The 22,707-nt window shown below is 69.2% G+C and carries 20 protein-coding genes; 9 read left to right on the forward strand and 11 right to left on the reverse strand.

Annotation, left to right across the window (positions count from 1 at the left end):
• The first annotated feature begins 8 nt into the window (after positions 1-8).
• From AC3WLF_RS25945 to AC3WLF_RS25970, 6 genes are all read left to right on the forward strand, one after another.
• Entirely contained in the window at positions 9-1,109 is a 1,101-nt protein-coding gene (locus tag AC3WLF_RS25945) for a GNAT family N-acetyltransferase (protein WP_492319577.1), read from the forward strand.
• A gap of 22 nt (positions 1,110-1,131) precedes the next feature.
• On the forward strand, positions 1,132-2,532 hold the full coding sequence (locus AC3WLF_RS25950) for a lysine N(6)-hydroxylase/L-ornithine N(5)-oxygenase family protein (RefSeq protein ID WP_492352182.1): 1,401 nt from the start codon (positions 1,132-1,134) through the stop codon (positions 2,530-2,532).
• A gap of 333 nt (positions 2,533-2,865) precedes the next feature.
• Positions 2,866-4,920: a TonB-dependent siderophore receptor gene (locus tag AC3WLF_RS25955; RefSeq protein WP_492359015.1), complete on the forward strand. Its 2,055-nt coding sequence runs from the start codon at positions 2,866-2,868 to the stop codon at positions 4,918-4,920.
• A gap of 70 nt (positions 4,921-4,990) precedes the next feature.
• Entirely contained in the window at positions 4,991-5,314 is a 324-nt protein-coding gene (locus AC3WLF_RS25960; RefSeq protein ID WP_492319580.1) for an iron uptake protein, read from the forward strand.
• Entirely contained in the window at positions 5,311-6,942 is a 1,632-nt protein-coding gene (locus AC3WLF_RS25965; RefSeq protein ID WP_492359016.1) for a PepSY-associated TM helix domain-containing protein, read from the forward strand. The genes AC3WLF_RS25960 and AC3WLF_RS25965 overlap by 4 nt, the downstream gene beginning before the upstream one ends.
• The gene (locus AC3WLF_RS25970) at positions 6,926-7,267 is read left to right on the forward strand and encodes a DUF3325 domain-containing protein (RefSeq protein ID WP_492319582.1); all 342 of its coding nucleotides are present in this window, start codon (positions 6,926-6,928) and stop codon (positions 7,265-7,267) included. Before AC3WLF_RS25965 ends, AC3WLF_RS25970 begins: the two co-directional genes overlap by 17 nt.
• Before the next feature lie 127 nt (positions 7,268-7,394).
• On the opposite strand, the gene AC3WLF_RS25975 is transcribed toward AC3WLF_RS25970, so the two are convergent.
• The 3 genes from AC3WLF_RS25975 to AC3WLF_RS25985 form a co-directional block, all read right to left on the reverse strand.
• On the reverse strand, positions 7,395-7,727 hold the full coding sequence (locus AC3WLF_RS25975; RefSeq protein WP_035826369.1) for a DUF2917 domain-containing protein: 333 nt from the start codon (positions 7,725-7,727) through the stop codon (positions 7,395-7,397).
• Positions 7,728-7,741: 14 nt separating this feature from the next.
• Entirely contained in the window at positions 7,742-8,767 is a 1,026-nt protein-coding gene (locus AC3WLF_RS25980) for an alpha/beta fold hydrolase (protein WP_492319583.1), read from the reverse strand.
• A 170-nt stretch (positions 8,768-8,937) separates the two neighbouring features.
• Positions 8,938-9,543 carry a TetR/AcrR family transcriptional regulator gene (locus AC3WLF_RS25985; protein WP_041688140.1) on the reverse strand — a complete coding sequence of 202 codons (606 nt, stop codon included), beginning with the start codon at positions 9,541-9,543 and terminating at the stop codon, positions 8,938-8,940.
• 338 nt (positions 9,544-9,881) lie between these two features.
• Here AC3WLF_RS25985 and AC3WLF_RS25990 point away from each other — a divergent pair, with 338 nt between their 5' ends.
• The 3 genes from AC3WLF_RS25990 (at position 9,882) to fahA (ending at position 13,502) form a co-directional block, all read left to right on the forward strand.
• Complete coding sequence (locus tag AC3WLF_RS25990) at positions 9,882-10,268, forward strand: helix-turn-helix domain-containing protein (RefSeq protein WP_011617393.1); 387 nt, start codon at positions 9,882-9,884, stop codon at positions 10,266-10,268.
• Between the two features lie 511 nt (positions 10,269-10,779).
• Positions 10,780-12,099 carry a homogentisate 1,2-dioxygenase gene (gene hmgA / locus AC3WLF_RS25995; RefSeq protein WP_492319584.1) on the forward strand — a complete coding sequence of 440 codons (1,320 nt, stop codon included), beginning with the start codon at positions 10,780-10,782 and terminating at the stop codon, positions 12,097-12,099.
• A 140-nt stretch (positions 12,100-12,239) separates the two neighbouring features.
• Positions 12,240-13,502, forward strand: coding sequence for a fumarylacetoacetase (gene fahA, locus AC3WLF_RS26000; RefSeq protein ID WP_492319585.1), 1,263 nt, complete (start codon positions 12,240-12,242; stop codon positions 13,500-13,502).
• A 6-nt stretch (positions 13,503-13,508) separates the two neighbouring features.
• Here fahA and AC3WLF_RS26005 read toward each other — a convergent pair whose 3' ends face one another.
• From AC3WLF_RS26005 to AC3WLF_RS26040, 8 genes are all read right to left on the reverse strand, one after another.
• The gene (locus AC3WLF_RS26005; protein ID WP_492319586.1) at positions 13,509-13,997 is read right to left on the reverse strand and encodes a hotdog family protein; all 489 of its coding nucleotides are present in this window, start codon (positions 13,995-13,997) and stop codon (positions 13,509-13,511) included.
• Complete coding sequence (locus tag AC3WLF_RS26010; protein WP_492359017.1) at positions 13,990-14,802, reverse strand: beta-ketoacyl synthase chain length factor; 813 nt, start codon at positions 14,800-14,802, stop codon at positions 13,990-13,992. Before AC3WLF_RS26010 ends, AC3WLF_RS26005 begins: the two co-directional genes overlap by 8 nt.
• An 8-nt stretch (positions 14,803-14,810) precedes the next feature.
• Entirely contained in the window at positions 14,811-16,013 is a 1,203-nt protein-coding gene (locus AC3WLF_RS26015) for a beta-ketoacyl-[acyl-carrier-protein] synthase family protein (protein WP_492319588.1), read from the reverse strand.
• A 66-nt stretch (positions 16,014-16,079) separates the two neighbouring features.
• Positions 16,080-16,928 carry a polysaccharide deacetylase family protein gene (locus AC3WLF_RS26020; protein WP_492319589.1) on the reverse strand — a complete coding sequence of 283 codons (849 nt, stop codon included), beginning with the start codon at positions 16,926-16,928 and terminating at the stop codon, positions 16,080-16,082.
• On the reverse strand, positions 16,925-19,324 hold the full coding sequence (locus AC3WLF_RS26025; RefSeq protein ID WP_492319613.1) for an MMPL family transporter: 2,400 nt from the start codon (positions 19,322-19,324) through the stop codon (positions 16,925-16,927). The genes AC3WLF_RS26020 and AC3WLF_RS26025 overlap by 4 nt, the downstream gene beginning before the upstream one ends.
• A 20-nt stretch (positions 19,325-19,344) precedes the next feature.
• Positions 19,345-19,944, reverse strand: coding sequence for a LolA-related protein (locus AC3WLF_RS26030; protein WP_492319590.1), 600 nt, complete (start codon positions 19,942-19,944; stop codon positions 19,345-19,347).
• A gap of 24 nt (positions 19,945-19,968) precedes the next feature.
• Complete coding sequence (locus tag AC3WLF_RS26035) at positions 19,969-20,943, reverse strand: lysophospholipid acyltransferase family protein (protein ID WP_492352187.1); 975 nt, start codon at positions 20,941-20,943, stop codon at positions 19,969-19,971.
• Positions 20,937-22,658 (reverse strand): AMP-binding protein, encoded by a 1,722-nt coding sequence (locus AC3WLF_RS26040; protein WP_492359018.1) that lies wholly within the window; start codon positions 22,656-22,658, stop codon positions 20,937-20,939. The genes AC3WLF_RS26035 and AC3WLF_RS26040 overlap by 7 nt, the downstream gene beginning before the upstream one ends.
• Between the last annotated feature and the right edge of the window lie 49 nt (positions 22,659-22,707).

Raw genomic sequence — 22,707 nt, forward strand, 5'->3', positions numbered from 1 at the left:
CAGTTCACATGCAAAGCAATGCCGCGCCTTTGATGACCCACGCGATCGCGAGCCAGCCCTGGTTGTCCGCGACGATCCCCATGCTGCAGAGCCGCTGGCAAGGCTCCGCGCTGCAGCTAAGCCTGGATGGCACGCCGCTGCAGGCCTGGCAGTTCACGCCCGGCACCCAGCCGCGGCTGGCGCTTGCCGACGCCGACCCGGCCCACCCGCTGGCGCGCGCCGCCACTTTTGCCGCCTGCGAGGCGGTGCTGGCGCGCGCCCCCGCGACGCAGGCCATCGCGCTGGACCTGCCCGAAGCCATCGCCAACGCAATGCTGCGCGAGGGCAGCGCCACGCGCGCGGCCGGCGGCGAGCTGGTGACGCGCGTCGAGCAGCTCTGGCAACTGCCGGCGCTGTGGCACACCGGCACCTCGGGCCGCGACTATCCGCTGCAATACGCGATGACCCAGGGCCGGCGCCATCCGCTGCGCGCGCCCAAGCCGTCGGGCCAGGTCTATGCACGCCATATCCCGTGGCTCGGCCAGGTGTTCTCGATGCGGGTGGCCGATCTCGATGCCGACCTGGCGTGCTTCCACGGCTGGATGAACGATCCGCGCGTGGCGGCGTTCTGGGAGGAAGAAGGCGATCTGGCAAAGCATCGCGATTACCTGTCGGCGCAGCTGGCCGACCCGCACACCATCCCGCTGATCGGCTGCCTGGACGGCAAGCCGTTCGCGTACTTCGAGGTGTACTGGGCCAAGGAGAACCGCATCGGCCCGTACTACGACGCCGGCGACTTTGACCGCGGCTGGCATGTGCTGATCGGCGACGGCGAGATCCGTGGCAAGGCTTATATCAGCGCCTGGCTGCCGTCGCTGATGCACTACATGTTCCTGGATGACCCGCGCACGCAGCGCATCGTGGGCGAGCCGCGCATCGACCACGTGCAGCAGATCCGCAACCTGGACCGTTCCGGGTTTGCCAAGGTCAAGGCCTTCGACTTCCCGCACAAGCGCGCCATGCTGGTCATGCTGCTGCGCGAACGCTTCTTCGGCGAGCGCCTGTGGGTGCCGCAGGAAGACGGGCAGGCGCAGCTGTCCAGTGCAGAACCGACCGCGCTGGCGGCCTGAGCCAGCCGCGCAAGGAGAGACCATGCTCTATTCCGCTTCCAACTTCGCCGCCCACGGCACCGATGCCGGTGCAGGGCCCGTGCTCGACCTGCTGGGCATCGGCTTCGGCCCTTCCAACCTCGCGCTGGCAGTGGCCCTGCGCGAGATGCTGCCGCAGCAGGCGCCGTTCCGCTTCGGCTTTATCGAGAAGAAGCCGGGCTTCGTCTGGCACGGCAATATGCTGCTCGACAACAGCCGCATGCAGATCTCGTTCCTGAAGGACCTGGTCACGATGCGCAATCCGGCCAGCCGCTATACCTTCATCAACTACCTGCACGAGCGCGAGCGGCTGCTGGACTTCATCAACACCCGCACCTTCTATCCCAGCCGCTACGAGTTCAACGACTACCTGTCCTGGGTGGCGGGCGATTTTGCCGACGCCTGCCACTACGGCGAGGAAGTGGTCTCGGTCGCGCCCGAGCCCGCCGGGGGCAATGGCGAGCTGGCCTGCCTGCGCGTGACCTCGCGCACGGCGCAAGGGGCGCTGACCGAGCGCCGCGCGCGCAACGTGGTGGTCAGCGTCGGCGGCGCGCCCAGCATTCCGGACGCCTTCGTGCCGCTGCGCGGCCAGCCGCGGGTGTTCCATTCGTCCTCGTACCTCGAGTCGCTGGAGCGGCTGGAACGCACCGCGCCCGTGCGGCGCGTGGCAGTGATCGGTTCGGGCCAGAGCGCCGCCGAGATTTTCCTGGACCTGCATGGCCGCGAAGGCGGCATTGCGGTCGACCTGGTCAGCCGTGCGCCGGCGCTCAAGCCGGCCGACGACAGCCCCTTTGTCAACGAGATCTTCAATCCGCGCTATATCGACTACCTGTTCTCGCGGGCAACGACCGAGCGCGAGCAGCTGCTGCGCGAGTTCGGCAACACCAACTACGCAGTGGTCGATACCGACCTGATCGAAGCCATTTACGAGGTGCTGTACCAGCAGAAGGTCACCGGCAAGGTGCGCCACCGGCTCCTGGCCGGAAGCGAGGCCCGCCATGCCGAGGCCGATGCCGACGGCGTGCGGCTGGACATTGCGCGGCGTGACGATGGCGCGCATCAGTTGCAGCGCTATGACGCGGTCATCCTCGCCACGGGCTACCGGCGCGAGCTGCACCAGTCGCTGCTGGCGCCGCTGGCGTCCTACCTGGACGACGCCAAGGGCTTCCAGGCCGACCGCGACTACCGGCTGCAGATGGCGCCGGGCTGCCAGGCGGGCGTATTCCTGCAGGGCTGCTGCGAAGCGACGCACGGCTTGTCGGACACGTTGCTGTCGGTGCTGGCGGTGCGCGCGCAAGAGATTGCGGCCGCCGTACTGGGCAACCGCGCGGGTGTGGCGTGCGCCATGGAGGCCGAGCCGCCTCGCAGCCGCCCCGCGCGCGTCGCGCACGCCGGCACGCACTGAGGTATCGCCCATACAAAGCAACATGAGGACCGGCGGCCGCGACCAGGCGGCCAGCCGGGTCCCACGGCCTGGATTTTCACAACCGAGCAGGGGAGTAAGAAGGCAATGAAACACAGCAACAGACGCGCGACCGAACGCGCGCGGGCAACACGGCATGGCTCCGTGCAGTGCCGCACCGCCATGCGCTGGATCCCGGCCGCTGTTGGCCTGATGGTCAGCGCGTCGGCTTTCGGACAGGAAAACGCGACAGGTTCGGCATCGGCGGCAACGCAGGCAGAGCAGCCGGCCCCCGCGGGCAGAACCGCCCGGCAACCGGAGGCTTCGCTGCCGGCGGTGACAGTCAACGGCGCCCGCGAAAACCCCATCAACCCGCCCACTACCGCTGGCAGCAAGGTGCCGCTGACCGCGCGCGAGGTGCCGCAATCGGTCACCGTGGTCAACGCCGAGCGCATCCGCGAGCAGAACCTGACCACGCTGGAAGACGCGATGATGCAGGCCACCGGCGTGCTCGTCGAGAAGCGTGACCAGGAGCGTTCGATCTATTATTCGCGCGGGCTGGAGATCGACACCTTCATGCTGGACGGCGTGCCGACCAAGTATGACTGGCGCAACACCGTGCAGCCGGACCTGTCGATGATCGAGCGGGTGGAAGTGCTGAAGGGGCCGTCGGGCCTGCTCGCCGGGGCGGGCAAGACCGGCGGCGCGATCAACCTGGTGCGCAAGCGCCCGACGCGAGAAACCCAGGTCGGCGGCGCGCTGTCGGTGGGATCGTGGAACAACTACCGCGCCGAGGTGGATGCCGGTGGCGCGCTCAATGCCGACGGCACGCTGCGCGCGCGCATCACCGGCGCGTTCCAGGACAAGGACTCGTTCATCGACAAGACCAATATGCGCACCAGTGCGCTCTATGGCGTGATCGAGTACGACATCACGCCCAGCACGCTGGTGACGGTCGGCGCGAGCTACCAGGATTCGGAAGGCCGCCAGCCGTGGACGCTGCCCGCTTACTACAACCCGGTCACGCGCCAGGCCAGCCTGCTCGACGTGCCGCGCTCGACTTACCTGGGTGCGGACTGGAACCGCGACCACTTCTATACCACCTCGGCCTTCGCCGAGCTGGAGCACAAGTTCGACAGCGGCTGGCAGGTCAAGGGTGCGCTGCGCTACCTGAACAACCGCCTGAACCGCGAGCAGGCCTATGCCTATACGCCGGTGATCCCCGGCGTGAACACGACCACGCTGTTCGCGGCCAAGCAGACCTACACGCAGGAGCAGACCAGCTTCGACCTCTATGCCAACGGGCCGTTCTCGCTGTTCGGGCGCCGGCACAAGGCGCTGGTCGGCTTCAATTTTTCCGATTCGGAACGGCGCGACCCCCGGTATACCATTTCGCCGTTCTCGCAGGTCGTGAACATCTTCAACCCGCGCAGCGACTTCGCCAAGCCAACCTTCACCCCCAATGGCACAGGCATCACCACCACGACCAGGCAGTACGGCGTCTACGGCGACGCGCGCTTCTCGCTGGCGGATCCGGTGACGCTGGTGCTGGGCGGACGGCTGAGCTGGTGGGACATCAGCGCGCGCCAGTACACGTCGACCACCAGCGTGACTAGGGGCGACGACATCAACGCCAAGTTCACGCCGTTCGCCGGGCTGATCTACGACTTCACCGAGCACTGGTCGGCCTACGCGAGCTATGCCGAGATCTTCCAGCCGCAGGATGAGTACCTGACCGCCAGCGGCAACCTGGTCGATCCGATCAAGGGCAAGCAGTACGAAGTCGGCGTCAAGGGAGAATTTTTCGAGGGCGCGCTGAACACCTCGCTGGCACTGTTCGAGGTACGCGAGACCGGCCGCGCCACGCTTGACAATATCAACACGACCAACCCGAGCAATCCGTTCTTCGTGTCGCAGGGCGAGACCAAGAGCCAGGGCTTCGAGCTGGAAGCCAGCGGCCGCATCACGCCGAGCTGGACCATCTACGCCGGCTATACGTTCAACGTCACGCAGGACCTGCAGAACCGCACCGGCCAGGTCAACACGCCGTTCTCGGCGATTGCGCCCAAGCACCTGTTCAAGCTGTGGACGATGTACCGCCTGCCCGGAGATTTCAACCGCTGGCGCATCGGTGGCGGCATGACCGCGGTCAGCCATGTGCAGAACACCGCGCTGTTCCCCGCGCCGATTGGTGCGGTCACGCTGCGCCGCGGCGGCTATGCGACGTTCGATGCGGCGATCGGCTACGACTTCAACAAGCACGTGTCGGCGGACCTGAACCTGACCAACCTGTTCGACCGCAGCTACTACTCACGGATCAACAACCCGCGCGAAGGCAACATCTGGGGCCAGCCGCGCGCGGCCATGTTCACCGTGCGCATGAAGATGTGAGCGCAGCGGCCTTCGTGGTGGTGCGATGCCATTGCACCACCACGCCGGCCGCGCGTTGCCAAGAATTCCAATGAACGACAGTCCCTCATCCCTGCCATCGCGCCGCGCCTTCCCGCCCGCGCTGGCCATGACTGCCCGCGCGCTGGCCGCGCTGGCGGGCAGCTATGCCTTTGTCTGGGGCATCACCGCCGGCGGCGCCGCGCTCGGCTGGCGCCTGGGCCTGGCCCGCAGCGAGGCCGTGCTCTGGTTTTCGATGCTGGCCTTCCTCCTGTTTCCGATGATGTCGCTGTGGGCACTGGTCACGCGGCACCTGCTGCGCGTGTGGCTGGTGCTGGTGGCCGGCGCGGCCATCGGCGCCGGCGTGGCGTGGTGGCTGGGGGAGAAGCTGGCATGACGCGACCCGCACGAAATAGCAAGGCCCGCGCACAGAAGGCCGATGCACATGCCGGCGGACTGCGCCAGGCCATGACCTGGGCGCACACCTGGATTGGCGTACTGCTCGGCGGTGTGCTGATGGTGGCGTTCTTCATGGGCTCGGTGGCGGTGTTCGACCGCGAGGTCGACCGCTGGATGATGCCGGCCACGCGCCTGGACGCAGCGCCGCCCACGATCGACATCGACACCGTGGTGCCGCGCGCCGTTGCGGCGCTGGCGCGCGGCAAGCCGCTGCGCGAATGGGCGGTCACGCTGCCCGAGCAGCGCACCCCGGTGATGATCGCGCGCGTGCGCTATGCCGCCGCGGGCGGGCAGATCCGCCTGGCCGATCCGCGCAGCGGCGAGCTGCTGCCTGACGTGGGCACTTTGGGCGCGTCGTCGTTCTTCTATCCGCTGCACTACAACCTGCACCTGCGTGCCTGGAACATCGGCTACTGGCTGGTGGGCCTGGCGGCGATGGCGATGCTGGCGGCGATCGTGTCGGGGGTGATCATCCACGTCCGCATCTTCCGCGACTTCTTCACGTTCCGGCCGCGCAAGCAGCTGCAGCGCAGCCTGCTGGACCTGCACAACCTGACCGGCGTGCTGGCGCTGCCGTTCCATGCGGTGATCACGTTCTCCGGGATCTGCATTGTCTACATGATCCTGATGCCGGCCGGCATCAGCGCGTTGTACCAGCAGCCGAACACCTTCTACGACCAGGCCTTGTCCGGCTACTCGCGCCCGCCCGCCGGGGTGGCGGCACCGATGGCCGCGCTCGGGCCGATGGTCGAGACCGCGCGCGCACGCTGGGGCGGGGCGGCGCCGGCCGCGATCCGGGTATGGAACCCCGGCGATGCCAACGCCGTGGTCAAGGTCAGCCGCTCGGTGGGCGACCGCGTCAGCCTGGCCGACGACGCCGCCTACTTCGACGGCGCCACCGGTGCGTTGCTGCATCACGTGCCGTTGCAGCCCGCTGCGACCACGCAGCGCTTCCTGACCGGCATGCACTTCATCGCGTTCGATCACTGGCCGCTGCGCTGGCTGTATTTCCTGGCCGGGCTGGCGGGGTGCGTGCTGATCGCTACCGGGCAGTTGTACTGGCTCGACAAGCGCCATGCGCGCCACGGCGAAAAGGGCGTGCGGCTGGCGGCCGCGGTCACCGCGGGTACCACCACGGGCCTGGTCATCGCCACGCTGGCGATGATGGTGGCCAACCGGCTGCTGCCGATGACGCTGCCGTCGCGCGAGTTTATCGAGGCCGGGCTGTTCTTCCTGGTGTGGCTGGCCACCGCGATCCATGCGCGCGTGGCGATGCGTCCGGGCAGCCGCACGCTGGTGCCATGGCGCCAGCAATGCCTGGCGATCGCCGCGCTGGCTCTGGCGGCGCCGGTGCTCAACGGCCTGAGCACCGGCGACTGGTTGCCGCTGGCGCTGGCGCGCGGCCACCTTGCCGTGGCCGGCGTCGACATCGTGCTGCTGCTGACCGGTGGGCTGGCGCTGGCGTCGGCGCGACGGCTGCGGCGCGTCGACGCGGCACGCCAGGCCCGGACCGCTGCTGCCAGCAGCCAGGCGCTAGAGGAGATGGATCGTGCCAATCACGCTTGAACACTTGCTGCTGCTGGGCCTGGCGCTGTGCGCGTACTGCGCTTTCGTGCTGTTTGCCTGCGCCACGGAGCGGCACTGGACCGAGTTGTCGGGGCAGGGCGCGGACCTGCCCGCCAGTGGCCGGCGGCGGCTGCGCTGCGCGGCCTGGGCGCTGGTGGCGCTTGGCGCCGTGGCCGCGCTGGCGGGCAACCGCACCGGCTTTGGCGTGTTGCTGTGGGCGCTGGCGATGATGGCGGGAGCGTTGGCGGTGTCGTTCACGCTGACCTGGCGGCGTGGCTGGCTGCAGGCGATCGCACGCGGGCTGCTGGCTGTCTTGCGTATCTGAGGCACGTGCCCCGCAAGGGGCTGCTTTTCATATAAAAACGCAATTAACCGCCACAAGTTGCACCCAACCACGACCGCGCATCCGCGTCAGGGCTGGCAGGGCGAGGCGGCGTTCAGCCCCGCCCGCATCATCGGCCTGCGCCGGTATAGCCGCGCCCAGGCGGCGCCAGCAAGCGCCGCAGCCATTGCCGCCAGGCGCTCGCCGCAGGCCCGGCGCCTTGCCGGCAGCGCGTTACGTGCAGCGATGCCGTGGTGACGGCATACAGCTCGATATGGCCGCTGTCGGACAACGTAAAGCTCTCGCTCGCCGTCAGCGCCGTATCCTTCGGGTCGCCGTCGCGGATCAGCCAGAGTTCGCCTTCCGTGCAGCGCACGGCGACGTGTTCGCCGGGGCCCGCCACCAGCCGCAGCGAACTGCGTGCGGGCAGGGTGGCGGTCATGTCATTGCTCACCAGGAACATGATGGTCTCCAGGTTCAGTCGACGGCCAGCCCGTGCAACGCTGGCGGGATTGCCGCGCGCGCGGGGGCTGAGCCGGGCCGGATGAAATCGGCGATGTGCCGGATCACGCCGGGATCCTGCAGGATGCGGCGATGCCCCAGGCCGCTGGTCGTGACCAGTTGCGCGCCGGGCCAGGCGCCGGCGATGGCGGCGCCATCTTCCCAGCGCACTTCCTTGTCGTCGCGGTCATGGATCACCAGCGTTGGCGGGACCGGCCGGGTGCGGCCGACGTCGGGCACGTTGAAAGCCGACCATGGCAGTCCCAGCCAGCGCTCGCTCTGGCGCTGCATGCGTGCCAGCACGCCGGGCGTGAAGCCCATTTGCCAGGCCAGCGACGCACACGCGGCGTGCATGTCGGCCGGCGATCCGACCAGCACGGCGGCGCGGGCGGGCAGGCCCTCGCGCAGTGCCAGCGCGGTGGCCGCGCCGCCGAGCGAATGCGCCACCACGGCGTGCACCGGCCCCGCGTGCCAGGCCGCGGCGAGCAGCGAGCGCGACATTTCCAGCACCGAGGTCTGCGCCGCGCCGCGCGCGCCGGCGTCGGAGGCGCCGTGCGAGAGCGCATCGAAGGCCACCACGCGCATGCCGGCGGCCAGCAGGCCCTCGACAACCGCATGCCACTGGCCGGCATGTCCGCCCCAGCCGTGCGCGAGCAGCACCACCGGGCCGGACCTGCCCCAGCGATAGACGCGCACGCGCCGGCTCGGGCCCTGGCCCGTCACCAGCGCCCAGTCGGCGCGCGCACTGTCCAGCTGGCGCCGTGCTGCCGATGTGGCGGCGGCGCGCGGCGGCTTGAACCAGATGTGCTCCAGCGCCCGCGCTGTCGCGCCGGGCCTGACCATGCTGCCCGCCTGCCAGCGCAACCGCTGCCAGCCCTGCAAGGCCCGCTCCACCGCGCCGGACTTGCCGGTGCGCAGCGGCGCATTGCCGGCGCGCGCGGGCAGGGGCGCGGCGGCGGGGGATGAGGAAACCGGGGAAGGAGAAGAGACTGCTTGCGTCACGACCTGCACCTCCAATGGATTCTGGATTGCACGGCATCATCGGCACCGGCCCCGCCGGCGGCTTCCGTGCTGTTGTTACGACCGACCAGTCGTGCTTTTTTCGGTACAAAAAAAGCCCGCCGGAGCGGTTGCTGCCTGCCGGCGGGATAGCGCCGGCGCCAATGTGTGGTTCAGTGGCCGCGGGCGCCTTCGGCGGCACGGGCCACCAGAGCCGCAAATGCGCGCCGCGCCATGGTCTCGGCATCGTCGCGGCCAAGCAGCTTGAACGACTGCTGAAAGGCCATGCCGATACCCGAGAGTTCGAAAGCAAATTGCCGCGGGTCGGTATCCGGCCCGAAATGGCCCTCATCGATGGCGTCGCCCACCACGCGCGCAACCGTGCTGTGCCAGTCCTTCAGCGACTGCACTACCAGGTCGCGGATCGAGCCCGGCCGGTCGCGGTATTCCTGGCCCAGCGCCGTGAACAGGCAACGTCCCTGCGTCACCGTGCCGCCCAGCCATTCCAGGTAGCCTTCGAACAGCCCCTGCAGCCGTGGCATGCCGCGCGGCTGGCGCATCGCCGGCCGGATCACGATCTCGCCGAAGCGCTCAACGGCCAGGTCCAGCACTGCCTGCTGCAACACCTCCTTGGACTTGAAGTGTGCATACAGGCCGCTCTTCGACATATTGGTGTCCGCGGCCAGCGTGGCCAGCGACAATTGTTCGAAGCCGACTTTGGCAGCGGTGTCCAGTGCCTGTTCGACGATGGCGTTGCGAGTGAGTTGTCCTTTCTGCATGGCGTGGAGAATAGCACGACCGGTCGGTTTGTCAACGAAACCAGATGCATGGTATTTGCCCCGACTTGCGCACTTGTGTCCGGGAGGCCATAACGTCATATGGATATGCATGTGACGTCAACGCAAACCGCCAAGGCCCGTTAGAGACTGGGCGGTGCAGCGTTGTTGTGCACGATCCGGCTCTTTGATGTTCGGCAATCGGCCGATGTCAGGACGGGATTGCGGACTTCTAAGAAATCTGCACAAAGTGTTTCTGCGGTTACATACGGAACGCTTTGCGTGCTCTATACTCGAATGCACGTCCGCGCACTTTTTTTCACTGGTGACTGGAGACCGACATGAACAGTACAGCCGTGCCAAGAGGCGCTAGCGAACCGTTCCGGCAACTGCGGGCGTTGCGTCGCGCGCGCAAGCTCAAGCAGGAGGACGTCGCCCGTAAAGCGGGGATTTCCCGGGAAGCCTACCTGCGGGCGGAGTCGGGTCAGGCCGATCCCCGCATGTCGACGTTCCTGGCTGCCTGCGAGGCGCTGGGCCTGGAAGTCGTGCTGGCCCCGCAGCATCTTGCTGCAGACGTCAACGCATTTATTGCCAGCCGCAATGGCGGCGTGACGGCAGCTTCGATGGCAGGCCAGCCGGCCGCCGGAAGCACGGCCGCGCCGGCCGCGGCGCCGGCTTCCGGAGGCGGTTTCGGCTCCGGGACCGGAGAGGGCCACAAGCCGGTCTGACCGGCCGCCGCCTGTCCGGCCGCGTTCGCAACGCGCCGGCACCGGCAGCTGGCCTCCAGGCCACCCCATGACAACCGGCGCGGGGCTTTCCGCACCGCGCCGGTTGCTACCGTCCTGAGCGCCGTTCGCGACGCCTGGCGTGGATGACGCCGCAGGCCTGGCTGCCTGCTTCGGCGCTTTCCCGCATTTCCTGGTTTTCCCCCGCTGCGTGAGCAACTGCCGCCGTGCAGTCGTCGACGCGCGCATCCCGGCGCTTCCTGGTTTTTTCCCGCTTTTCCCGTTTCCCACCTACAACTGCAATGCAAGCGGCGTCCGGCGCATGCGCCAGCGGTGCCGTTTGACACGTCCGAGCTTGGCTATTACGATATGGTAAATTCATTACGCATTACGTAATTCATGCCCCGTGCACCACGCAGAGGCGGAATACGGACCGGCAGGCACTCCCAGCAAGAGGCCGCCAGGCGCCAGCGCAGCGCCAAATGGACCGAGACCCAGGAACGCTGACGACACCATGACACTCACGCACACCCAGCTCGCCGAGCACGGCTATATGTCCGGCTTCGCCAATGAATTCGCCACCGAGGCGCTGCCCGGTGCGCTGCCCGTGGGCCAGAACTCGCCCCAGCGCGCGCCCTACGGCCTGTATGCCGAGCAGCTGTCCGGCACGGCCTTCACCGCGCCGCGCGCGCACAACCGGCGCTCGTGGCTGTACCGCATCCGCCCGGCCTCGATGCATACGCCGTTCACGCAGATCGAGCAGTCGCGTTTCCTGAGCCGTTTCGACCAGGTGCCGCCGTCGCCCAACCAGATGCGCTGGAGCCCGCCGGCAATGCCGTCGGTGCCGACCGACTTTGTCGACGGCATCGTCACCATGGCCGGCAATGGCGGCCCCGAGGCCATGACCGGCTGCGGCATCCACCTGTACCTGGCCAACCAGTCGATGCAGGACCGCTTCTTCTACAACGCCGACGGCGAGATGCTGATCGTGCCGCAGCAGGGCCGCCTGCTGATGGTGACCGAGCTGGGCCGGCTGGAAGTGGAGCCGCAGGAGATCGTGGTGATCCCGCGCGGCGTGCGCTTCCGCGTGGAGCTGCCCGACGGCGAGGCGCGCGGCTATATCTGCGAAAACTACGGCGCCTTGTTCCAGCTGCCCGACCTGGGCGTGATCGGCTCCAACGGCCTGGCCAACCCGCGCGACTTCCTGTCGCCGGTTGCCAGCTATGAAGACCGCGAGGGTGATTTCGAGCTGGTGGCCAAGTTCCAGGGCAACCTGTGGCGCGCCGGGATCGGCCACTCGCCGCTGGACGTGGTGGCCTGGCATGGCAACTACACCCCGTACAAGTACGACCTGCGCCGCTTCAATACCATCGGTTCGATCAGCTTCGACCACCCGGATCCGTCGATCTTCCTGGTGCTGCAGTCGCCGTCGGCCACGCCGGGCGTGGACACCATCGACTTCGTCATCTTCGGGCCGCGCTGGCTGGCGATGCAGGACTCGTTCCGCCCGCCCTGGTTTCACCGCAATATCGCCAGCGAGTTCATGGGCCTGATCACCGGCGTCTACGACGCCAAGGCCGAAGGCTTTGCCCCTGGCGGCGCCAGCCTGCACAACTGCATGAGCGGCCACGGCCCGGATGCGGAAACCTTCGAGAAGGCCAGCGCCGCCGATACCTCGAAGCCGCACCGCATCGAGGACACCATGGCCTTCATGTTCGAGACCCCGGGCGTGATCCGCCCGACGCCGTATGCCGCGCAGTCGGCCTCGCTGCAGCAGGACTACTACACCTGCTGGCAGGGCCTGAAGAAGCATTTCAACCCAAAGGTTCGCTAATCCCGGGCGCTTGATCGCCCGCCCGGTTTTCTCCGCTCTCCCGCTTGCGGGAGAGGGGCCGGGGGAGAGGGCAGGCGCTCGTCAAGCATGACGAGTCACGGCACGCGACAAGTGCCACCTAAAATGTTCGGAGTAACCCCATGACCGCCCCCCAAACCAGCTGGATCGCCTCCGCCAACGACGGCCAGACCCATTTCCCGCTGCAGAACCTGCCGTACGGCGTGTTCTCGACCAAGGGCCAGTTCCCGCGCATCGGCGTCGCCATCGGCGACCAGGTGCTCGACCTCGCAGCGCTCGATGAAGCCGGCCTGCTGCCCGCCGCCGCCAAGGGTACGTTCGCCGCAGCCAGCCTGAACCGCTTTATCGCCCTGGGCAAGCCGGTGTGGAGCGAAACCCGCAAGCGCCTGGGCGCGCTGCTGTCCGGCGATGACGCCGCGCTGCGCGACAACGCCGCCCTGCGCGACCAGGCGCTGGTGCCGATGTCGGCCGCAACGCTGCACCTGCCGGTGGAGATCCCGGGCTACACGGACTTCTATTCGTCCAAGGAGCACGCCACCAACGTCGGCCGCATGTTCCGCGACCCGGAAAACGCGCTGCTGCCGAACTGGCTGGAAATCCCCATCGGCTACAACGGCCGTGCCAGCTCGGTGGTGGTGAGCGGCACGCCGCTGCATCGTCCCAACGGCCAGATCAAGCTGCCGAACGAGGCACGCCCGATCTTCAGCGCCTGCCGCAAGCTGGACTTTGAACTGGAGATGGGCTTTATCGTCGGCAAGGAATCGGCGCTGGGCGAGCCCGTCAGCACCGCCGATGCGCCGGCGCATATGTTCGGCATGGTGCTGCTCAATGACTGGAGCGCGCGCGATATCCAGCAGTGGGAATACGTGCCGCTGGGGCCGTTCAACAGCAAGGGCTTCGGCACCTCGATCTCGCCGTGGGTGGTGACCATGGAAGCGCTCGAGCCGTTCCGCCGCGACAACCCCGAGCAGTCGCCGCAGCCGCTGCCGTACCTGCAGCAGCAGGACAAGAATGCCTACGACATCGCCCTCGAAGTCGCGCTGCAGCCGCAGGGCGCAGCGGCACCCAGCACCATCTGCCGCACCAACTTCAAGGCGATGTACTGGACCATGGCGCAGCAACTGGCCCACCACACGGTGTCGGGCTGCAATGTGCGCGTGGGCGACCTGATGGGCTCGGGCACGATCAGCGGCACGACGCCGGACTCCTACGGCAGCCTGCTGGAAATGACCCGCAACGGCGCCGAGCCGGTGACGCTGGCCGACGGCAGCCGCCGAGCCTTCCTGGAGGATGGCGACGACGTGATCATGACCGGCTACTGCCAGGGCGAAGGCTATCGCGTCGGCTTCGGCGCGGTGTCGGGCAAGATCCTGCCGGCGCGCTGAAGCGCTTCAGCCGGCGCTGTGGTTGGCGCTTTGGCCAACTGCGGCGGCATCCAGGATGACCGCCGCGCGGCCTGACAGCAGTGCCTGGCCCGCGGCGCTGACAGTGAAGGCATACAGCACGCTGTTGCCTTCACCGCTGATGCGTTGCGCTTCAACCTGCAGCGGCGCGTCGATATCGTCGAGCCGCTCCACATGCAGCACCAGCTTGCGCACGCTGGCCAGGTAGCCCGAGCGCGGGCGCTGTGCGCCCATTCCTGATTCCGCTTCCGCCAGCAATGCGCCGTGCACGGCCATTGCCTGTGCCGCGTATTCAATCCCGCTGACCGCGGCCAGCCGGCCCTGCGCGCGCAGCGGGTTGTCCGCGCGCGTATGCGTGGCGGACGTGCAGCGAACCGATGCCGCATCCCAGGCCAGCACGCCGTCGAGCAGGCACATCGTGCCCTGGTGCGGAATGCGTGCCGCGATCCAGTCGCGGTCTTTCAGCAGCTCAGCCATCCGCCTGGCCGCCGAAGCTTTCCACCTCGGCTGCAAGCTGCAGCGTATCCAGGTAGTCGAGCACCACGGTGGTGGCCTCGCCGCGGGCGATGGCCGCCAGCAGCGGCAGCATGCGTGCGGCCGGCGCCGACGTGCGCAGAGCTTCCAGCGCGGCGTCCGGCATCACCGTGGCGGGGGCCTGCTTCAGCGCCACGCCGATGCGCGCGAGCGAACGCGCGGTCTGCCGCGGCGTGACCAGCAGGGCCACGCCGAAGGGATCGGGGATCGGGCGGTGGCTGTGCAGCGGCTCGGGATAGCCGGTGTCATAAGCGATCAGCAGGCAGGGCTCGGCATCGGCGGCGGCCTGCAGCACGCATTCGAGCAAGCCTGCGCTGCCACTGCCATCCATGGCGCACAGCACATTGGAGGTGCGCATCGCGCCTGCGGCGATCGACCAGTAGCCGGCGGTAGCGTTGTGCACGGAGTTGTGGAAGCGCGTGGGCGACATCAGCGGCTCGGGCTCGGCCAGCGCTTCGCAGATCGCATGGAAGTTGAAGCCGTCGCTGCTGGACGAGGCAAAGATCGTCGGCAGCTGCGCGGCTTCGCAGTCGCTTGCGGCGACGGCCTGCTGGCCGACACCAAGCGCCAGCCGTACGGTCGGGCCGGTGCGGCGGCGCTCGGCCGGCGGCAGGCCCGCGGGTGGCGGCAGTTCGGTGGGCGCGTGCGCATACGGCACGCGGCCGGCAAGGACTTCGCTGGCCTGCTGCCAGCCGGTCAGGCCGGGGCCGAGCAGGCCGATGCTTTCGATATACACGTGCTGCGGCATGGCGATGCTCAGTGGGAAGCTGCGTCCGCGCGGGCGAACAGCAGGCTGCAGTTGGATCCGCCGAAGCCGAAGGCATTGGTCATCGCATAGCGCAGCGGTGCCTCGCGGTTGGCGAGCTGGTAGTTCACGTCCAGCGCCGGATCCACCTGCGTGGTGTTGATGCCGCCGGGCACCAGGCCGTGGCGCAGCGCCAGCGCGCAAATGACGGCTTCGAGCGCGCCGGCGGCGCCCAGCGCATGCCCGGTGGCGCCCTTGGTGGAACTGCACGGCGTGCCGGGCAGCACCGCGGCCATGGCCATCGCCTCGGCCGCGTCGTTGCTGCGCGTGGCGGTGCCATGCAGGTTGACGTAGCCGACCTGTGCCGGCGCGACTCCAGCGCTGGCCAGTGCCTGCTCCAGCGCCAGGCGCGCGCCCAGCCCATCGGGGTGCGGGGTCGACATATGGTGCGCATCGCTCGATTCGCCGATCCCGGCCAGCAGGATGGCATCGCCTTGCGCGGTGCCGGCCACGCGCTCGAGCAGGCCGAATGCCGCCCCCTCGCCGATCGAGATGCCATTGCGCGCCACGTCATAGGGCCGGCACGGCTGGTCGGACAACAGCTCCAGCGAATTGAAGCCGTACAGCGTGGTGTGGCACAGCGAATCGACGCCGCCGACCACGGCCACATCGATCAGCCCTGCCTCCAGCATGCGCCGTGCCGAACTGAACACCTTGGCGCCGGATGAACAGGCCGAGGACACCGCAGCCGCCGGACCGGCCAGCCCCAGGTATTGGCGCAGGAAGGCGGGCAGCGAGTAGGGGTTGTGGGTGGTGGCGTAATGGAAGCCCGGCGGCAGCGCGCCGCTGGCAGGATCGCGCTGGCGATAGGCCAGTTCCGTCTGCAGCACGCCCGCGGTGCTGGTGCCCAGGAAGACGCCGACCCGGTGGGCGCCGTAGCGCGCCGCCGCTTCGCGCACGCGCGCGGCAAAGCCGTCCTGCTCCAGCGCCAGTTGCGCCAGCCGGTTGTTGCGGCAGTCGAATTCGGCCAGTGCGGGCGGCAGTGCCACGGTGTCCAGGCCGGGGACTTCGCCGACGAAGGTATCGAGCTCGACACCGCCGAAGCGGCAGGGCGCCAGGCCGCCGCGCTGCGCACGCAGTGCCGACAGGGTGGCGTCTACACCGGCGCCCAGGCAGCTGGTGGCCGTGAAATGCGAGAACAGGAGCGGGGACACGGCTTCGGGGGAACGAATGGAAGGAATCTCGGAAGGCTGTGCCAATTGTAACAAGCCGCCGCTCACTCAGGCTGTCGGCACGGCCGCGCGCAGCGTGACGCAGCGCAGGCCGGCGCGTTCGATGGCAGCGAGCAGGCCCGGCAGCACGGTGGTGCAATGTGCATTGCCGGCGGCATCGGTGCCGGGATTGCCGTCGTGCAGCAGCAGGATGTCGCGCCCGGCGAGCTTGCCGGTGAGGCGCTGCGCCACGCGCCCCGCCTGGTCGCCGCAGCGGGTATCGAAGCCGCGCCGGGTCCAGGCCACAAGCTGAAGCCCGAGCCGGCACAGCACCGGCTCAAGGAAGGGATTGCGTAGCCCCGCTGGCGCGCGGAAGAAGCGCGGCGCCTGGCCGGTGAGGTCGGTCAGCACCTGTTGCGCGGCACCGATGTCGCGCAGCATGCGCCCGGGACCGAACACCGAGAAGTGCAGCCGGTGGTACATGCTGTGGTTTTCCACGGCGTGGCCGCGGCGGACGATCTCGCGCACCAGTTCCGGATGCGCCGCGGCGCGCGCGCCGACGCAGAAGAAGGTCGCGCGCGCGCCGTGCTGGTCCAGCATGTCGAGCACGCGCGGCGTCAACGCCGGGTTGGGGCCGTCGTCGAACGTCAGAGCCACGCAATCATCGGCAGAGGGCGGCAGGCGCAGCAGGTTGGGGCCAAGCCAGTGGCTGCGCGGCCACAGGCCGGCGGCGCACATTGCCGCATGGGCGGCGCCAACGCCGGCCAGCGCCATGCCCATGGCCTCAGGGTGCGCCAGCATTGCGCCGGCGGCACCCAGGTGCACGGCGGCGGCGCCGTAAAGCAGCGGGGTGGGGCGCCAGGGGCGGCTGTAAGAGGTGCCGCGCAAGGCTACGCGCGGTGCGGGATACGAATTCATGTTGCACTCTTGGCTGTGTCTGGCGCCGAACGGCGCGCCAGTATCGCCGAAAACCACAGGGCCAGCACGGCCCCCGGACCTACCGTCAGGCCGAAGGCCTTGAGCAGCGGCAGGCTCGACAGCGCCAGCAGGCCGAAGGCGGCCACCGTGGTCAGGTTGGCCAGCAGCAGCGATACCAGTGTATGCGGTGAAGCGCCCGCCACCTGGCTGCCCGCCGCGGGGCCGTTGAAGAATAGCGCGTAATTGGAACCCACGGCCATCAGCAGCAGCAGGCCCACCAGGTGCAGCAGCGTCAGCGGCTGGCCGAGCGCTGCCAGCCCGCCCAGCACCACCAGCGCCGCCGCGGCCAGCGGCAGCACCGTGGCCACGACGCGCCGTGCCGAGCGCAGCGCCACGGCCAGCAGCACGATGATCGCCAGCAGGCCGGCCAGCGACAGCAGCAAGGCCTCGCGCAGGTAGCCGGTGTAGAGGCGGTCGGATTCGCCCTTGAGGTCGACGAACAGCGTGTCAGCGACGCCGGCCCGCGCGACCGCGGCCCGCACTGCGCTGGTGTCGATGCCGTCGGCCGCGCCGGTACTTTGTTGGGCCGGTGCGCGCAGCGGCAGCGTGGCGCTCCAGCGCCCGTCGCGCTGCGCCAGCAACGCATCGACAGCCAGCGCCATGGAGGTGCCGCGCAAGTCCTCGCGCCGCAGCAGCGCACCGGTGCGCGCCGCCTCGGCCTGCGCCAGGAAAGGCGCGAACAGTGACGCGCGCACCGGCTGCGTGGCGATGGCGGCGCCCAGTCGCTGCGCCAGCTCGTCGGGCGGCGGCAGGCTGGCCTGGCGCTCGCGCTGGGTTGCCGCGCTGGGCAGGTAGCGCGCCGGGCTCTCGTAGCCGCCGATGAAATTCTGCGCCACCAGCGGGTCCAGTTCACGGGCCACGCGCTCCGCGCCCTGCAGCACGGATTCCTGGTCCGGCCCGGACAGCACCACCAGGTAGCGCACGTCGGGCGCGCCAAGATCCTCGCGCAACCTGGTATCGAGGGCCTGGTCGCTGGCCGACACCGGGCTCAGCGCCTGCAGCTCGCGGCCCCACAGCGTGCCGCGGTGCATGGCCAGCACCGTGCCGGCTGCCACCACCAGCGCGAGCACCAGCCAGCGCAGCCGGTGCGCGCGCGCCGCCAGCCACTGCAGCCGGCGGCCCAGCGGCGCCACGTCGCGCAGGTGCAGCGTGGCCGGCACCAGCTGCGGCAGCACGAAGCGCGTCACCAGTGCCGCGGTCGCCAGCCCGGCAATCGAATACAGCCCCAGCTGCGCCAGCCCCGGAAAGCCCGACAGCAGCAGCGAGGCAAAGCCGCAGACCGAGGTCAGCACGCCCAGGCGCACCGTCGGCCAGAAGCCGCCCAGCCAGGCGCGCTCGTCGCGCCGGCCGTCGCGCGTGTACTGCGCGGACTGTACGAACAGGTAGATCGAATAGTCGACCGCCTCGCCGATCAGCGTGGTGCCGAAGCCCAGCGTCAGTCCGTGCACCGAGCCGCCGAAGCCCAGGCTGACCGCGGCAATGCCCGCCAGCGCGCCGCTCAGTACCGGCACCAGCCCCAGCACCAGCAGCGGCACCGAGCGGTAGACCAGCAGCAGCAGCGTGACGATGATGGCCACGCCGATGGTCGACAGGCGCTCCACATCATGGCGGATGGTGTCGCGTGCATTGACGGAAAACACGCCCGGCCCGGTCATCGCCAGCTGGTACTTGCCAGCCGTCGCAGCCTTGGCAAACGCCTCGCGCACGGCCCCGATGGCTTGTGCCTGCGCATCCGTGTCAGACCCCGCGGCGGCGGTCTGCGCCAGCAGCACCGCGCGCTTGCCGTCGCGCGACGCCCAGGCGCCGGCGTGCATGGGCACGCGCTGCCCGGCATCCAGCTGTGCCAGCATCGCGGCCACTTCGCCGGTGGGATCGCGCGGCAGCAGCGACTTGGTGAAGAGCCCGGCGGACGAGGCCAGCAGCTCGAACGATTCATTCAGCGCCTGCGCCAGGCCGCGTTCACTGAAGCGCTCCGGCGTGACCGCGGGGCTGAGCAGGTAGCGGTGCGCAAACACGTATTGGCGGTCTGCATCCTGGTTGACCGGCTCGCCGTTCTGGATCGCCGTGAAGCGCGGGTCGCCGCGCAGCTGCGCCGCCATGGCACGCGATACCGCGGCCCGGCCATCGGCATCGCCGCCTTCGATCCCGACCAGGACCAGGCGCGATACCAGCCCGTCGCGCAGCTGGTTCACCAGCAATTGCTGCTCGGCGCTGGGCAGCCGCGGCAGGAAGGCCGAGAGGTCGGCCGTGAAGGTGGTGCGGCTGATCACAGCCGCGCAGGCAAGTATGGCGAAGATCCACAGCGCCAGCGCGAGCCGGCGCATCGCCGGGCGCATCGTTGCGGGCGGCGCTGCGCTCATGGGCGGCCGGCAGGTCGGATCTTCATCACCGAGCGGTCGCCGTCGGCCTGCCGGATTTCGACGCGGTCGAGCGCATCCTGGCTCCCGTCGATGCGCACCTGGCTGACCACCGCGGCCATGCGCGAGTCCGCCGGGGTCAGCGTCAGCGTCCAGCGGCTGGCGCGGCCTTCCAGGCCGAGCTTGTAGTAGCGCTCAAGTGTCTGGCGGTTGCCTGCCAGCGTGCCGCGGATGCTCTCGATAAAGGCGGCTAGCTCGGGGTAGTTCTGCAGCGGCATGGTGTAGCGCTTGCCGTTGCGCTCGACCGTCAGCATGTCGCCGTCGAGCACCAGGTTCTCGGCCTTGGGCGACAGTGTGCGCTTCTCCAGGTGGTCGGGCGCCGTGAACAGCAGTTCGCCGGTCGACTGCACCGGCTTGTCGACTATCGCCATGTACTTGGTCTCGGTGAACAGCACGCGCCCTGACTTGCGTTGCGCCAGGGTGGACATCAGCTGGTCGACGCCAAATGTGGCGGCGCCGGACGGCGTGGCCAGCGCAAGCATGGCGCTGGCCAGCAGCATCGACAGCAGGAAGCGGAAAGGGCGTCTGGAAAGGGGCATCAGGGGCTGCTCAGGGCTCGCGGGTCATGGCTCGTTGCCCGGCGGCGGCTGTTCAGACAGCGGCGGGCCGGCGTGCCAGAAATCGTAGAAGTTGAACCAGTTGTACGGGGCGCTGCGGCAGAACTGCTCTAGCAAACGCACGTATTCCGTCAGCGCGGTCTGCACGGCTGCCTCGCGCTGGCCGCGTGCGGTTCCGGTGAAGTCGGCCAGCGGCACGAAGTGCACATCGTAGCGGTTGCCGCCGCGGTACAGGCCGGTGATGAAGAACACCGGCCGGCGCAGCATCGCCGCCATGCGCAGCGGGCCGGTCGGAAGGCCGGTCGGCGTGCCGAGGAAGCTGCACTGCTGCACCGGGTCGGTGGCGCGCTGCGACAGCGTGCGGTCGGCCAGCATGCCGATCATGTAGCCGCGGTCAAGGTAGTCGCGCACCCGCAGCATGGTGTCGAAGCGGCCCAGCGCGATCACGTCCTGGCGCATCGCCGGGTTGATCGACTGCAGTACATCGTTGAGCTTGTGCGCGTTTTCCTCGTACATGGTGATCGCGACTTCCATGTCCGGGTGCCGCCGCCCGAGCGCGCGCACCACCTCGAAGCTGCCCAGGTGCGCACCCAGCAGGATTGCGCCGCGGCCGCGCGCCATCGCGGCTTCCAGCTGCTCTTCTCCGTGCAGGCGGATATCGAACAGGTCGAAGCGGCCGTTGAGCAGGTAGATGCGGTCATGGATGGTCGAGGCGAAGGTGAACACATGCCGGTAGCCATCGACCCAGTTGGCCTCGCGCCCGAGGGCGCGGTCCATGTAGGCGCGCGAGGCATGGCGTGCCGCCGGCGCGAACAGCATGAAGTACGCCGCAATCCCCCGCAGCACCACGCGCCCGACGGGGCGGCCCAGTGCCAGCGAGATCCACGTCATGACGCGCAGCAGCGTGATGCTGCCGCGCTCCTGGCGGCGCGACCATTCGGATTCCAGCGGCGACTGCCGCTTCCACAGCCAGCTCAGCATGCCGATGCCCCCGCTTGCGGCGCGGCGCCGCGCACCTGCAGCGTGCCGCTGGCGACATCGCGACCGGCGCTGCGCAGCGTGAAGCGGATACTCTCGCCGCCATCGGCCGCTGCGTCGGCCTGGTGGAGGATCTCAACGCGCTCGCCCGGGATCACGGGGCTCAGGAATTTGATGGTGCCGGCCTCGGTGACGGCAAGGCGGCGGCCCATTGCAGCGCCGAGTGCCAGCACCGCGTGGTCCAGCAGCACCACCCCCGGCACGATCGGATGGCCGGGAAAGTGGCCGGCGATGGCCGGGTGATCGGCGTCGATGACAAAGCCGGGCCTTGCCACGCTATCGCCGTGGTGCGCCCCGGCAAGCCTTGCGACCAGCGCCGCCAGGGCTTCGCGCGGCAGCTTGCCGGCGGCATTGCGCGGCAGGCTGTCGGCAAAGAGCAGCGGGCGTGGCAGGAAGGCCGGGTCGATGCGCGCGCGCAGCGCCTGCTGCAGCTGCGCCGGTGCAACGCCTGGCGCCACTGCCACGGCCACCAGCCGCACCACGTGGCCATGCGTGTCGCCTTCGTGCGCATCATCGGGCATGAAGAACGCACCGTCGCGCACGCCGTCGATGGCCGTGAGCTGGTGGTTCAGGTAAGCCAGCGAGGTGCGCTTGCCGGCGATATTCAGCATGTCGGCCTTGCGGCCATGGAGCAGGAAGTGGCCGGCATCCAGCGGCGCGATGGCGTCGCCCAGCGGCACCGGCTGCTCGATATGGCCGCCTTCGGCCCAGGTCTCGGTGTCGGCGCCGCCGGCGCCCTGGCGTGCCTGCAGCCGCACGCCCGGCACCAGTGTCCAGGCATCGGCCTGCGCGGTGCGGCGCGTGGCGATCTGGCCGGTCTCGGTGCTGCCGTAGATCTCGCACAGCGGAGCGCCGAACAGGGCTTCGGTCTCGCCCGCCAGCTGGCGGCCAAGCGGGGCGGTCGCGCACAGCACCAGGTCTGCCGGCGGCATCGCCATGCCCGACTGCACCAGCATGCGCAGGTGCACGGGCGAGCTGACCAGCGCACGCGGGGCCGGCACCGAGGCGAGGGCATCGCGCACGTCGGCAGGATAGAAGGCCGGGGCCGCCACCAGGGCCGCGCGGCCCTGCAGCACCAGCATGACCGTGGCCTCCAGCCCGAACATATGCTGCGGCGGCACCGTGCCCACCACGGTCCAGGCACGCCCGTCCAGCAGGCCTAGCCGCTGTGCCGCGGCCTGCGCGCACCGGGCCATCGCGCCCCAGGTCTTGCGGTGCGGCACCGGCGTGCCGGTCGAGCCTGACGTGAACACGTACGCCATGACCTGGGTCGCGGCAATCCGCGGGATCTTGACCGGCCCGTCCGTGGCCGCGCCGCGCAGGCCGTCGTGATAGTGGAAGGCGGGCATGGCGAATGCCGCGTCAGGCTGGTCGTGCAGGCAGAAAGCGTCCGGGGCAAAGTCGGCCAGCTGGCGCACCATCTCCGGCGTATGCGATGGCGGCAGCAGGGTGGCCTTGCCCGCCAGCAGCGCGGCGCACAGGCCGACGGTGAAGTGGTAGCGGTCGGTGCAGGCGTTGAATACGTGCCTGCCTGCCGGCAGCGCATCGGCCAGGCCGGACGCATCTGCCAGGAACTGGCGCACGCTGACGGGCCGTCCGTGCGCCCAGGCGATGATGTCTTCGGGCGAGGCATGCGCGACGATGGGGAGCATGGTCATGGGGCTGAGCCTGTGCCTGTTGCCAGTGTAGGGGCCGGTTTGCGGCGCG

The sequence above is a fragment of the Cupriavidus sp. FW306-01-F10A genome (genome assembly GCF_058782785.1).